We start from the raw sequence: 14,206 nt of genomic DNA, 5'->3' as shown, positions 1-14,206 counted from the left end.
TTTATATTGTGCATAATTAAATTGCATATAAAAATGAATTTATTTAGGTTTGAGTAAAAATCAACTTTATAACATAAAAGATACATTATCGTGAAAAAACGCATTGCTATTTTTGCTTCCGGCTCAGGTTCAAATGCACAGAAAATTATGGAGCATTTTAAGTATTCCAATCTGGCCGAAGTAGCTTTGGTGTTGAGCAATAATCCTGAAGCCTATGTTCTACAACGCGCTGATAACTTCGAAATTCCATCTCATATTTTTGATAAGAAAACATTCTATGAAACAGACGAAATCATTGATATTTTAAGACGTTTGGAGATAGACCTCGTTGTTTTAGCTGGTTTTTTGTGGCTAGTTCCCGAAAATCTTTTGAAAGCATTTCCAAATAAAATCATCAATATCCATCCTGCTTTACTTCCTAAGTATGGCGGCAAGGGAATGTATGGTGATCGCGTACATAAGGCCGTTATTGAAGCCGGAGACGAAGAACACGGCATCACGATCCATTTTGTTAATGAAAACTTCGATGAAGGGGAGATTATTCATCAAGCAAAATTCAAGATGGAACCGGAAGATACGTTGGAAGTCATCAAATTTAAAGGACAACAACTGGAGCATCAATATTTCCCAAAAATTATTGAGAATTTGCTAAAGAAATATAATTAAATAATTAGTTGGTCCGCGTTACTTATAGTTGTCTTACCTTAATGTTCCGGAAAGACACTCCCCGCGACCAGTCCTGAAGAGCGATACGCCCTTTGCTGTGTTTTCCGAATTCAGGGTAATCTTTAAATGCACTCTTGGCTGCCAAATTCTCCCATGCTTTGGAGTTGAAATCCACTTCAGCCGTCATTTTACCATTAAGATAGAATTCCGCTTTTCCATTCTTCTGTACAATTCGGGAATGGTTCCACCGTCCTGCTGTTTTCGTGCTGACGAAGTTCTTCTGTGGAAAAAACGTATATAAACATCCGGATCGTTTCAGCGGTTTGTCATAATCAGCATGTGTATCTTCCAAAAGCTGATATTCTGGTCCGGAATGGTATGTCGCATCAATATCCGATCGCTCTTGAACATTGACAAAGACACCACTATTTCCCGCTTTCTCTAATTGCCAATCGAATGATAATTCATAGTTTTCAAATTCTTTATCTGTGACCAAATCTCCTTTTTTGGATTCGCTATCGGGATCGCAATAAAGAACACCTCCGTGTACTATCCAAGCAGACGATATATTACCTTGGTTATAAACATGCCAATTAGACAAAGACCTCCCATCGAAAAGCAACTCCCACCCTTCCTTCTTTTCATTTTCGCTGAGCGTATTCGGTGCTGTATCCACGACGTTATCACAGGCTGAGAAAAACAATAAAGTCAAAAAACAAATAGGCTTAATGACACTTATATTATGGATATACATACAGATAATATTATGACTACATCGAAGAATCTGATTTCTCATCGTTTAGATTCTTAACATCGATTCTTTATCGAACGAACGCTAAATGTAGAAAATATACTTGAAATTTAAAAGGCAATGTTTTTTCCAACGCTTAAATTCTTATCTTTGTCACTCCAAAAATAGAGCAATGAAATATCCATGTTTGCTATAACACAAATGCGAATGAGTATAACCGAGCCTAGCGAGCTCTCCGTAGGAAATCTAGATATTCCATATGGCCTTTAAAAAACAAGTTTATACATATGAATCATCCTGTTAAGATCAAAAATGCTTTGGTGTCTGTATATTACAAAGACAACTTAGCCCCCCTTATTAAACTACTACACAAATATGGAGTTACGTTCTACTCTACAGGTGGTACAGAAGCGTTTATCCGTGAGCAAGGAATCGATGTTGTCGCTGTAGAGGATTTGACCAGCTACCCTTCTATCTTAGGCGGTCGTGTAAAGACACTGCACCCGAAAGTCTTTGGAGGCATATTAGCACGTCGGCCATTGGCAGGCGACCAGCAACAATTAGCGCAATACGAAATTCCGGAAATTGACCTTGTTATTGTCGACCTCTACCCATTCGAAGAAACAGTAGCTTCTGGTGCTCCCGAGCAAGATATTATTGAAAAGATTGATATTGGTGGTATTTCCTTGATTCGTGCAGCTGCGAAGAACTTCAACGATGTCGTTATTATCTCGTCAAAAAGTGATTACCATGAGTTGGAAGGAATCTTGGCGGCGCAAGAAGGCCAAACGACATTAGAGCAACGTAAAGAATTTGCAAAACGTGCATTTAACACCTCCTCGCACTACGACACCGCAATTTTCAACTATTTCAATCAAGAAGGTCCACTTTCTGTTTTTAAACAATCGGTACAACAGGCGCAGGCATTACGGTACGGAGAAAATCCGCATCAAAAAGGCACTTTCTTTGGTGACTTAGATGCTATGTTCGACAAGTTGAATGGAAAAGAACTTTCTTATAATAATTTAGTAGATGTAGACGCAGCCGTTGCCATTATTGATGAGTTTAACGCCCCTACGTTTGCCATTCTAAAACATACAAACGCTTGTGGTGTCGCTTCACGTCCTACCATTAAACAGGCATGGATCGATGCATTAGCATGTGATCCTGTTTCAGCTTTTGGTGGCGTGTTGATTACCAACGGAGAAATTGATAAGGAAACAGCAGACGAAATCAATACTCTTTTCTTTGAAGTACTTATCGCCCCTTCTTATACGGAGGATGCCCTAAACGTATTAACGACAAAGAAAAACCGCATCATATTAAAACGCAAAGATGTTCAGCTACCTAAAGAACAGTTCAAAACGTTATTAAACGGCGTTATCGTACAGGACAAGGATCACACAATAGAGGGACCTGAAGCGATGACGACGGTCACCGAGGTTCAACCAACGACAGCACAATTAAATGACTTGTATTTTGCAAATAAGATTGTAAAGCATACCAAATCGAATACGATTGTTTTTGCCAAGAACAATACCTTGGTTGCTTCGGGTGTTGGGCAAACATCACGCGTAGATGCATTGAAACAAGCTATTGAAAAAGCGCAATCATTTGGTTTCGACATTAAAGGAAGTGCGATGGCATCTGACGCCTTTTTTCCTTTCCCCGACTGTGTAGAAATTGCTGGTGACGCAGGCGTAGCAGCCGTATTACAACCGGGCGGATCAATCAAGGATCAGCTATCTATTGATATGGCCAATGAAAAAGGCGTAGCCATGGTCATCACGGGGGTAAGACACTTTAAACACTAAAATTATAAAGAAAGGGCGGTGCCTCCGTTATGGCGCTGCCCTTTTATAAATATCCCAAAAGCCAATAAATAATAATAAAGGCTATAATGGTTCCAAAACAGCCAAGCCCCAATTTTTTAGCTCCCCATCCAGCAAGTATTGTCTTAAAAAACCGATTCATACGTTAATCCTTTTTTTCTTTCGTTCTAAACCTCTACAAGAAAAATGCCGGTTTTTAAATCGATAATATATCCCGTACAATAAGTTTCCCTTCAAAATGCTTTTTTAAATATCTTCCATCTCCATGGATTGTCCATATCTGTTGTGGTTCCACCTGCTCAACATAACGCAGGATATCCGCCCAATCAACATGGTCGGAAATATAGATTTCAATATCGTTTTGCCTTTGTAACCGTTCCCAACCCGAGGCAAATGCTTTCAACACATTTTTTGCCTTGAAATAACTGTTGAACGTAAGTGGAGGTACTAAGTAAATTTTATTGGTACTTCCATCTTTCATCGCTTTACGATTGTATAAGGTATAACGAAGTGGTTTACGCCCCAAGATATCATATAATTTATGAACAGCATACATTTTATGATGCACCAATACTTCCCGTTCCGGCAGTAAATCGTTTATCAATGCTGTCAGCCGTTGCGCTTTGCCTAGTGTATAACACCCCAGCATAATATTGCTTGGCCTATCCTTTAACTTTAAAATCTCTTTTTCAACATCCGGATGCGACACCGCCGGATTGGCAAAGGTAGATTCGGTGATCAACACATCAGCCTGCGTCAACACAATGCGTTCACAAGTTGCGTCTTCCTGTAATTTATAGTCTCCAGTATATAGATACCTTACTCCTTGATACTCCATCAACACCTGTGCAGAACCTAATATATGTCCCGCAGGGAAAAAAGTAACGCTTACACTCTCCAATGGAAAAGTACTCCCGAATGCTATCACTTCAAGATTATTTTCCACCATCTTCGGGAACTTATTTTTCATAAATGCAAATGTGGCGGCAGTGGCGTACATTTTTTGATGCCCATTGGTAGCATGGTCGCCATGCGCATGCGATATGATATTTTTTTCAGCGGGATACATCGCGTCTATATAAAAGTTACCATATCGACAATAATAGCCGATATCGTCTTTTACTAAAAAATCTTCCAGAATTTCCTTCATGCTTTTCGTCCTGCTAGAAATTGTTTGTGTAGGAGTAATATCTGGGGAAGTAAAGGGGTTAATCCATCATTTACAATAGTAAAATTAGCAAGTTTTTGCTTTTCTTCGTCAGACAGTTGCTTGTTTATACGGTCCAGCACTTCTTCTCTGCTTATGGCATCACGCTGCATTACGCGTGCTATACGCGTATCTATTGGTGCTGTCACCAGAATAGTATAATCCAGCTTTTTATATGAGCCGCTTTCAAAAAGCAGGGCTGCTTCTTTTAATGAATACGGAAAGTTCTGCGATACTGTCCATTCTTCTCCATGCTGAATTACAATAGGGTGTACAATAGCGTTCAGTTTATCCAATTTATCTTTATCTCGAAACACTTGTGAGGCCAGATAAGCACGATTCAGATGCTCTTCGATATCATAAACTTCTTTTCCAAATTCCAATATCAAGGCGCTCTTGATAGCTGGACTCGTATTCATTAATTCCTTCGCTTCTTTATCCGCATCATAAAACGGTACGCCTAACGCTTTGAAAACCTTTGCTATGTAGCTCTTTCCAGAACCTATGCCTCCCGTGACACCAATCTTCAATCCCATAAATTATCTTCTTACAAAAAAATCAACATTCTGTGGTTCTATATTGATAACATGGCAATGTTCAGGGATTTTCGTTAAGATTACAGGTAAATTTTGCACTTTATTCTTTTCCCAATTTTCCATATCCACAACAGCCTCAAAATCCCGTGACGACCACTTATTATAATCTTTCAACGATACCAGAAACGTGACTTTAATCTTGCTTGGTAAGGTTCGAACGGAAGTATATCTCGAAGCATTTTCGGTTTTTAGCGGTAGCTCGATTACTTTTTCTGTAATCTCCCCTACCGGAATTGTAATCTCCGAAAATGTAGGATAAATCGTTATATTGTTTTTTTGATGTTTATTTAAATATGCAATCGTGCGAACATCTGTTGCGACCTCTGTGCCTCGGATGGTATCGGTTTCCAAATAATCTATATTGGCAACATCTTCTAATGGTCCCGTTACAGTAACATACTCGGGATTTGCTCTCGTATTTCCTATAATGCCATATTGCTTCTTAAATTGTATGTCATATAATGCGCGGATAGGCACCTTTCGCTGTGTCTGTTTAGAAAAGTCAAAATATAAAGTGTCTGGCGTTACGCCAATCACTTGATTCTCTGCAGGAAACTGTCGATTGATGTATCCTAATTGATTCGTAAAAACGATATAATTCCTCGTTCTCAATCCATTTAGATCCACTTGGATGTGTGGCGTATCAGGTCGTAGTTTTTTTATAAACATCTTCCAACCACTCATTCTCATCCGGATACTGACCGTATCCGATTGTAATGGATGAAATGCCCTATTTTCTGGAATATTAACGTAGGAAATACCCGTATCGATACGATATATCTGCTCCGTAGACACGGCAAACAACAACCACGCTATAAAAGAAATACCCAAACAGCGCAAAAATATTGCAATTTTCCGTCGTTTTGTCTTCGTTATGCGAGGCTGTACCATAATCACAAAAATAACAAAAAGGAGATCATCCTATGAGACAATCTCCTTTTTTCAAAAAAATCAAGTCTATAAGTAAACCTATTTCTTTACTGTCTCACCGTTTGCTGCTCTTGAAGCATCTAATGCAACAGCAGATTTATCAAAACGGATTTTCACACCTGAACCTACATCCACGAGGAAAGTCGTTTCACTAACCTCTACAATACGGCCGTGGATTCCTGCGGTGGTAACAATTTTTGAGTTCACACCTAATTCCTCAATATATTTTTTATGGTCTTTTTGTTTCTTCATTTGCGGTCTGATCATGAAAAAATAAAATACCACAACAATCAGAATCATGGGTAGGAAGCTCATCAATCCACCGCCTCCGGGTGCAGCTTGTAATAACGTAGTTATCATTATATATAAAATTAAAAGTTACAATATTAAAATTATCTACTAAAGATAATTTCGCTCTTATTTTGGCAAAACCTCTCCTTTCAATTGGATGGTTGCCACACGATTATCCGCATTGGAGACAATAGTAACAATTTTTTGCTGTTTACCCACTTGCCCATTGCTATCAAAACTTACTTTTACTTCGCCAGATTTACCCGGTAGAACAGGGGTTTGTGTATATGATGGCGTAGTACAACCACACGATGCAGAAACCTGTGATAGGATTAAAGGCGCTGTGCCAATATTGGCGTATGTGTACACATGTTCTACCACTTCCCCCTCTTTCACCTGTCCAAAATCAAAAACAGATTCAGCAAATTCAATTTTACCTCCTTTAGCTGCTTCATTAGTCAGTGTATCTGTCGATTGCTCGTCTTTGGTGCCTGAATTTCCACAGGACACCAAGGTTGCTAATACAGCATAGACAAAAAATGATTTTAGTATATTCATATTATTAATCTTTTAGTCCTCTACCTGTTTTCTGAATACGTCCCTGCTGTGTCAACTCCGCAAGTATCTTATCCAAGATGCCATTGATAAATGTATTACTTTTAGCCGTGCTAAATGCTTTTGAAAGCTCTATGTATTCATTAATTGTAACTTTCACCGGAATCGTCGGAAAGTGAATTAATTCACAAATTGCCATACGCATCAATAGCGTATCAACCAATGCTATACGATCAGCTTCCCAGTTCTTCGTCTTAACAGAAATCAATTGTTGATATTCATTGCCGTAACGGATAGTGTACTTTAACAGTTCCACAATAAATTCCCGGTCCTCTTCCCAACTAGGTGTTAAATTCGCTAATTTATTTTGTGCCGGATTTTCACTACTGAAGTTTTTGAATGTTTTGGCTACCATAGCCTGCAATACCTCTTTGTCTACCGACCAATTGATAAATTTTGCTTCGAAAGCTTGCTCAATCTCTGGCGATTTCAATATTATCTTCTTAAAAATAAATTTGATAATATCTTTCTCCGCAGCAATGGATCTATCTTCTTGCTGAAGATAAACCATATATTCCGGCGAACCTTTCAATTGTGCAAAGATAGAACGCACTATCTCGGGATCGAACGTCCAGGAAACGCTATATTTCTTTACATTTTCCAAGTAGGTTCTATTTTGCCGTAGCGACTCTATAAAACTATTGCTATTCAATTTCGTCGTATAGATCTTGTCCGTCTCGGTTGGCAAAAATTTATTGGCTCTTCCTTCCGCATCGATTAGTACATATTCGGCAACTTCATCAAGTAGATTCAGTGTCCAAATGTACATTTGGTTAACTTCTTCAACACTAGTTAAGAGTGTCTTTTCGAAATCTTTCACTTGTTTATCCTGTGATAAACTAAACGCATACAGCGTCTGCATAACTTTCACCCTGAGGTGCCTTCTATTAAGCATAATTTAATTTAAAGAACGATTGTATATAAATAAGAACGTATTATACTTTCTACACATCCACCTATTTAATTTTCTTGATGTCAAATATACGCTTTTCTGCCAATTGTTTGGCAGCTTCGTATGTAGTAATATGGTCTTCGACAGATTTTTGTATGACATGACGGGTCGCACTATAGATATTTTTGATTAATGCTTCTGTACGATCATTGCCATATCCCTCTAACTCGGAATAACAACTAATTAATGCCCCTGCATTAATTAAAAAATCAGGGGTGTATAAGATATTCCGTTCTTTAAGCAGTCTATTCGTTTCTTCCTCTTCTTTCAATTGATTGTTGGCTGATCCTGCAATAATCCGGCAGCGCATACGTGGCACCGTTTCTGGGTTCACCGTTCCACCCAACGCGCACGGAGCATATACATCAGCGTCTAGTTCGAAGCTGGTTGAATAAGTAATCGGTTCTGCTTTATATTTCGCCGCTATTTTCATCTTACGTTCTTCGGTCATGTCTGACACGTACACCCGTGCATTTTCCGCGCGTAACATGGCCACCAATTGCTCTCCGACACCCCCAACACCTTGTACCGCAATCTTGCGCCCAGCCAATCCATCATCGCCATATAGTTCCTTGATGGCCGCTTTAATACCATAAAATACGCCTCTCGCCGCGAAAAGTGTCGTATCTCCCCCACCATTTAAGGACGCAGGTAAACCCGCAACATAGTCTGTCTCAGACAACATATATTCTAGGTCTTTCTGTGCTGTACCGATATCCGTCGAAGCGATAAAATTCCCATTAAGTCCTTCGATGAACTTCCCGAACCGACGCATTAAAGCTTCTGTTTTATCTGTTCGGTGGTTGCCTATAATAATCGCACTTCCTCCACCCAGATTGAGACCCGCAAGAGAAGCTTTATAGGTAATCGCTTCTGATAGTCGCAGCGCGTCATCAATGGCATCTGTTAGCGATTCGTACGGCAACATGCGAACACCTCCAATCGCAGGTCCTAACGTTGTATCGTGAATCGCTACAATCGCTTGCAATCCTACTACCATATCTTGGCAGAAAAATAGATTCTGATGGCCAGAAATAGCCATCTTATCGAAAACAGCAGAATTATTTACCTCCATAACATTGCTTAAATGCGCGTATATTCTTTTTGCTTCTGCAAAAGTAGGAAATATTTATTTTAAAATTTTAGCCTTACATTTGTTCTCGATGAAAGAGTTGGCATATCTCAATAAATACTTTTACAAATATCGTTGGAAACTCATACCGGGTGTTTTATTTGTCGTTATATCCAATTACTTTGGTATCCTCCCGGCCGTCGTTATACGCGAAGCATTTGATTTGGTAAAAGAAAATATAGACCTTTATAGGTTATATGACGGCTTTGACCGACAAGATTTGGTCTATCAGGTATTCGGCAGCAGTCTGCTGTTTTTCGGTTTTGTAGTCTTGGCACTTTCCCTCTTACGGGGTATCTTTTTATTTTTTATGCGCCAAACAATCATCCTCACATCACGCCATATCGAGTACGATCTCAAAAATGAGATTTACCATCATTATCAAGAACTGGATTTTTCCTTTTTTAGAAAAAACAATACCGGTGACATGATGAATCGTGCTACAGAAGATGTTAATCAGGTAAGAAACTATTTAGGACCGGCTATTATGTATGCCATCAACACTGTGGTACTTTCTATCATGATTATCTATGCGATGTATAATGTGAATCCGAGACTTGCTACGTATTCCTTGCTACCGATTCCTATCCTATCAGCGCTTATCCTATTTATTAACAAGGTCATTAATCAACGAAGTGAAAGGATACAGCGGCAATTATCTACGCTTTCTTCTTTTGTCCAAGAAACGTTTTCGGGAATACGCGTCATTAAAACTTACGGCCGTGAAAGACAGAAAATGGATGTGTTTAGGGGTGAAAGCAACCTATACAATAAAGTCTCGCTTGACCTCGTACGTGTACAAGCCATTTTCTTTCCGTTAATTATTTTCCTCATTGGTTTCTGTACTATTATCACGGTATATGTCGGCGGTATAGAAGTAAAGAATGGAACGATTACGCCCGGAAATATAGCTGAGTTCATCCTATATGTCAACCAGCTTACTTTCCCTGCCATGTCATTGGCGTGGGTAACCTCATTGTTCCAACGGGCTGCGGCGTCACAAAAACGAATCAATGAATTTCTGAAAACAAAATCCGACATACAAGACGGAAGTACGGAACCAATACTTCAAGGGAATATAACGGTAGAAAATCTGTCGTTCACTTATCCGGAAACAGGAATCAAAGCAATAGAGAACTTATCATTCACGATAAAGCGTGGGCAAACGCTTGCCATTATCGGAAAAACGGGTGCCGGAAAATCGACTTTAGCGAATCTATTGCTACGGATGTATGATGCTGATCAAGGCAACATCTATTATGACAGGATGCTCTTACAGCAAATAAAAACAAATGCTTTGCGTTCCCAGATTGGCTTTGTGCCGCAGCAGGTATTCCTCTTTTCAGATACTATAGCAAATAACATTGCGTTTGGCCTGGATACACTAGAAATAGATAAGATCGAGCAAGCGGCAAAAGATGCGGCAGTCTATGATAACATCATGAATTTTGACAATGGCTTTCAGACCTCTATCGGCGAACGTGGCCTTACGCTCTCTGGTGGTCAGAAGCAACGGGTGTCTATCGCACGGGCACTCGTTAAAGATCCACAAATACTTATTTTCGATGATTGTCTTTCGGCTGTCGATACTAAAACGGAAGAAGAGATACTCTACAACCTTAGTCGTGTTATGCGGAATAAAACGACTATTTTCATTGCCCATCGCATCTCTACCATAAAAAATGCAGACCATATCCTCGTATTGGATGAAGGTCGCATTGTCGAACAAGGTACGCATGAAGAATTAATTGCTTTGGAAGGGGAATATTTTGAACTACATGAAAAACAACTTCTAGAGACCGAATAAATAGCAAATATTTATATTTTTGTGAGATGTATAAAAAGTGGGGCTTCCTATTCTACCTTATTATTTGTTGTTCAGGGCTATTTGCACAGCAAATCGTATTGAAAGATACACTTAGCATACAAGAAACAAAAGACACCGTTACGCGAAATTTTGATCAGCTCTATGATATTAGTGATGGAATAAAGGATATAATCAGGTTCGTCCGTCATGATACAACTACCCGTATTTCGAAAAAACGCTCTGGAATTTCTATTCTTCCGAATATCAATTACAATCCCAGCATTGGCTTTCAAATTGGAGCAAAAGTTGTCGGTGGCGTTTATACCGGTGACCCGCAAAACACCACCATGTCTACTTTCGCCACGGCGTTAAGTTACACTACTCGAGGTATTATCTACGGTTACGTGATGCACGATATTTACACCCCCAGAAATAAATGGAATTTAAAGGGGGGAGTTATTATTGCTAAAAGCGTGGGGTTAGATTATGGTATGGGCATCGGGAATGTGGTACAAACCGATATCCCGGAAGAAAAAACGCTCAATAATCCAAACCGTACGCGCTTTGTAAACCAATTTATGGTGTATGGTCTTAATGAACGGATTTATAAAAAGTTGTCACCAAATATGTTTATCGGTGCAGGGGTGTTTTTTGAACTAAAACGTAATATATATACGCTAGGCGATCACGACGTTACTCCTTTAGAGGTATATAGCGACTTAACAGGGTATAATGTAGAGAAATATAACAACAACGGATTGATGTTCAATTGGCAATATATGACGCGTGATAATCCAAACAGCGCTTATAAAGGCATTTACGCCGATGTTGTTTTGCGAATGAGCCAGAAATGGATCGCAAGTGCCCAAAATGCTTACCAGCTGCAAACCGATTTCAGAAAATACTGGCAACTATCAAGCAGCCGTCCGAATCACGTATTGGCATTTTGGCATTGGGGATCATATAACGTCGGCGGCAGCCAAGCATATCTCGACCTTCCAGGCACGGGAAAAGATCCATTTGCACGTACTGGGCGTGGCTACACGAATGGCTATTTCAAAGGAAATTCTTTTTTTTATTCGGAAGTGGAATATCGATTCCCCATTCTGCGTAATCAGTTCTTGAGCGGCGTTGTCTTCGCCAATGTTCAAACGGCTAACGACCGTTTAGGCACGAAGCTTTTCCAACAATGGCAACCAGCAGGCGGGACAGGGCTACGGGTGTTGTTTAATAAAGCTACGCGGACAAACCTATGTATTGATTACGCTTTTGGTCGATTCGGACAGCGTGGTTTATTCTTAGGACTGAATGAGGCTTTTTAGTAATAAATCGTCAAACACATATGTTTTTTAAATTTAAGTTTTTTGTCTTTATCATCATATTGTGCATTCCCCATGCTGTTTGGAGTCAAACAACGGACAGCATATCAGCTCAGCAAGAAATTAACCCCGTTCGTATCAACGCTTATTTCAGCCAGCAACCTATTCTGGAGTTGACGTCAGCAGCACAAACGATTAGCCCGCGACTGATAGAAGCGCAACAAACCACTACCTTACTTCCTGCCATCAATACTGTAGCAGGCGTGCGTATGGAAGAACGTTCGCCCGGGAGCTATCGTCTGGCGATGCGTGGTAGCCTTATTCGATCTGCTTTCGGTATTCGAAACACGAAGATATATATAGACGATTTCCCGCTGACGGATGCGGGAGGCAATACCTATTTAAATCTTCTCGACCCTGCAGCCATACAGGCGATACATATCATTAAAGGACCCGATGGTTCTTTGTACGGTGCTAACTCTGGTGGCGTTATCAGTATCGATCCTAATGGTTTCGACGTACGCAAAAATCATAGCGCTCTCCTGTTAAGTGGTGGGTCATTTGGCTTGTTTCAAGAACAGCTTTCCATACAGCGGAAAGTGACAGATAACTACAGCTTCTCGTTCGATCAGTCATTTACAAGATCCGATGGATATCGTGATAATACAGCGTTGAATAAAAAAACATTTCAAACGGCGCATCGTTGGAAATATACACCCAAAAATGAACTTCGTTTTTTTGCCTTGTACAGTGATCTGGGCTATCATACGCCCGGCGGTCTAACACAAGCACAAATGGACGAAAACCCACGTATGTCACGACCGACGGCCGGTCAAAATCCGGGAGCCAAAGAACAGCAAGCCGGTATTTATAACAAAACATTTTATGGCGGTATTGCACATCGAGCACAACTTGATAATAAGTTATCCCACACCATCAGCATATTTGGCTCGAATACCGATTTCGAAAATCCATTTATTACCAATTACGAATATCGGAAAGAGAACAACTTGGGTCTCCGTACCTATTTTTCATACAGAAATATGGATAATCCAAAAGTTGAATGGCAGATGCAACTTGGCTTCGAAGGACAAAAGGGTTGGAATGAGATTGAAAACTACGGTAACGAGAGAGGTAAAGCAACCGACCTGCTGGATAACGACAACCTCTACAATACACGATATAGCGTCTTCTACCGGACCATGGCAAAAATATACCAACGCTGGACAATAGAAGGCTCGTTGGGGTTAAATCATTCGAAACTCAGCTACCGTCAACATTATCCTGAAATAGAAAATCCGAATGGCAAAATTACATTTGGAGGCATCTGGATGCCACGCATTGCAACTTCTTATTTAATAACAGATAGATTCGCTCTTCGAGGTTCTGTTTCCAAGGGCTATTCTCCTCCCACAAACGAGGAAATACGACCTTCCGATAGGATTATTAACAGTTCCTTACACCCGGAAACAGGCACAAATTATGAACTGGGGGGCCGTATAGAAACAAATAACAGACGGTTTATTGCGGATCTGAGCCTATACCACTATAAAATGAAAAATGGAATCGTCGAACAACGTAATGATAATGGAGAAGAATATTACCTCAATGCTGGAGAGATAAAACAGAATGGTATCGAAGCGTCTATTTGGGGGTATGTATTAGCTCCTAATCGTGAAAGATTTATCCAAGAGATGAACCTCCATTCTAGCGTTTCTTACAACCATTATCGCTTTGGAAAATATAGCGTAGATGACAGTGATTTTTCCCGTAATAAGGTGACAGCTGTTCCAGATTGGGTGTGGACAAATACATTTTTAATCAGCTTTCCAAAACAATTTGGGATGAATCTTTCGCATAATTTTACTTCCGCCATGCCCCTAAATGACGCGAACAGCGTATTTTCCGAAAAGTTTCACCTGTTACAAGCTAAAGGAACATGGATTTGGAGGCTGAAAAATGACCAACAGCTACAATTCTTTGTTGGCGTAGATAACCTATTGAACGAACATTATAGCTTAGGTAATGATATCAATGCTTTTGGTAATCGTTTTTTCAACCCCGCCCCTACCCGGAATTATTATGGGGGAATGAAGATTGTTTTATAA

At 39.9% G+C, this 14,206-nt stretch carries 13 protein-coding genes; 5 read left to right on the top strand and 8 right to left on the bottom strand.

The window, feature by feature from the left end:
• Positions 1-90 precede the first annotated feature (90 nt).
• A complete protein-coding gene (gene purN / locus FXV77_RS19040; protein WP_148920828.1) occupies positions 91-666 on the top strand; it encodes a phosphoribosylglycinamide formyltransferase in 576 nt (191 codons plus the stop codon).
• A 22-nt stretch (positions 667-688) separates the two neighbouring features.
• Here purN and FXV77_RS19035 read toward each other — a convergent pair whose 3' ends face one another.
• The gene (locus FXV77_RS19035; protein ID WP_222867822.1) at positions 689-1,462 is read right to left on the bottom strand and encodes a 3-keto-disaccharide hydrolase; all 774 of its coding nucleotides are present in this window, start codon (positions 1,460-1,462) and stop codon (positions 689-691) included.
• Positions 1,463-1,704: 242 nt separating this feature from the next.
• Here FXV77_RS19035 and purH point away from each other — a divergent pair, with 242 nt between their 5' ends.
• Positions 1,705-3,231 carry a bifunctional phosphoribosylaminoimidazolecarboxamide formyltransferase/IMP cyclohydrolase gene (gene purH, locus FXV77_RS19030; RefSeq protein WP_148920827.1) on the top strand — a complete coding sequence of 509 codons (1,527 nt, stop codon included), beginning with the start codon at positions 1,705-1,707 and terminating at the stop codon, positions 3,229-3,231.
• Between the two features lie 214 nt (positions 3,232-3,445).
• On the opposite strand, the gene FXV77_RS19025 is transcribed toward purH, so the two are convergent.
• From FXV77_RS19025 to FXV77_RS18995, 7 genes are all read right to left on the bottom strand, one after another.
• Entirely contained in the window at positions 3,446-4,399 is a 954-nt protein-coding gene (locus FXV77_RS19025; RefSeq protein ID WP_148920826.1) for an MBL fold metallo-hydrolase, read from the bottom strand.
• Entirely contained in the window at positions 4,396-4,992 is a 597-nt protein-coding gene (coaE, locus tag FXV77_RS19020; protein ID WP_148920825.1) for a dephospho-CoA kinase, read from the bottom strand. The genes FXV77_RS19025 and coaE overlap by 4 nt, the downstream gene beginning before the upstream one ends.
• Before the next feature lie 3 nt (positions 4,993-4,995).
• Positions 4,996-5,943 carry a CdaR family protein gene (locus FXV77_RS19015; protein ID WP_148920824.1) on the bottom strand — a complete coding sequence of 316 codons (948 nt, stop codon included), beginning with the start codon at positions 5,941-5,943 and terminating at the stop codon, positions 4,996-4,998.
• Between the two features lie 78 nt (positions 5,944-6,021).
• Complete coding sequence (gene yajC / locus FXV77_RS19010) at positions 6,022-6,342, bottom strand: preprotein translocase subunit YajC (protein WP_148920823.1); 321 nt, start codon at positions 6,340-6,342, stop codon at positions 6,022-6,024.
• Between the two features lie 57 nt (positions 6,343-6,399).
• Entirely contained in the window at positions 6,400-6,831 is a 432-nt protein-coding gene (locus FXV77_RS19005) for a DUF1573 domain-containing protein (protein ID WP_148920822.1), read from the bottom strand.
• Positions 6,832-6,835: 4 nt separating this feature from the next.
• Positions 6,836-7,783, bottom strand: a complete 948-nt coding sequence (gene nusB / locus FXV77_RS19000; RefSeq protein WP_187444183.1) for a transcription antitermination factor NusB — start codon at positions 7,781-7,783, stop codon at positions 6,836-6,838.
• 61 nt (positions 7,784-7,844) lie between these two features.
• Positions 7,845-8,915, bottom strand: coding sequence for a Leu/Phe/Val dehydrogenase (locus tag FXV77_RS18995; protein WP_148920821.1), 1,071 nt, complete (start codon positions 8,913-8,915; stop codon positions 7,845-7,847).
• A gap of 88 nt (positions 8,916-9,003) precedes the next feature.
• Between FXV77_RS18995 and FXV77_RS18990 the strand changes: the two genes are divergently transcribed.
• From FXV77_RS18990 to FXV77_RS18980, 3 genes are read left to right on the top strand one after another with little or no spacing between them, the layout of a single operon-like run.
• Complete coding sequence (locus FXV77_RS18990) at positions 9,004-10,779, top strand: ABC transporter ATP-binding protein (RefSeq protein WP_148920820.1); 1,776 nt, start codon at positions 9,004-9,006, stop codon at positions 10,777-10,779.
• Positions 10,780-10,805: 26 nt separating this feature from the next.
• Complete coding sequence (locus FXV77_RS18985) at positions 10,806-12,101, top strand: BamA/TamA family outer membrane protein (RefSeq protein ID WP_148920819.1); 1,296 nt, start codon at positions 10,806-10,808, stop codon at positions 12,099-12,101.
• Positions 12,102-12,121: 20 nt separating this feature from the next.
• Positions 12,122-14,206 (top strand): TonB-dependent receptor, encoded by a 2,085-nt coding sequence (locus FXV77_RS18980; protein ID WP_148920818.1) that lies wholly within the window; start codon positions 12,122-12,124, stop codon positions 14,204-14,206.

This window comes from Sphingobacterium phlebotomi (assembly GCF_008180195.1).
Lineage (GTDB): Bacteria > Bacteroidota > Bacteroidia > Sphingobacteriales > Sphingobacteriaceae > Sphingobacterium > Sphingobacterium phlebotomi.
Note: the sequence above shows the minus strand (reverse complement) of the source record. Positions and strands in the feature narration are given on the sequence as shown.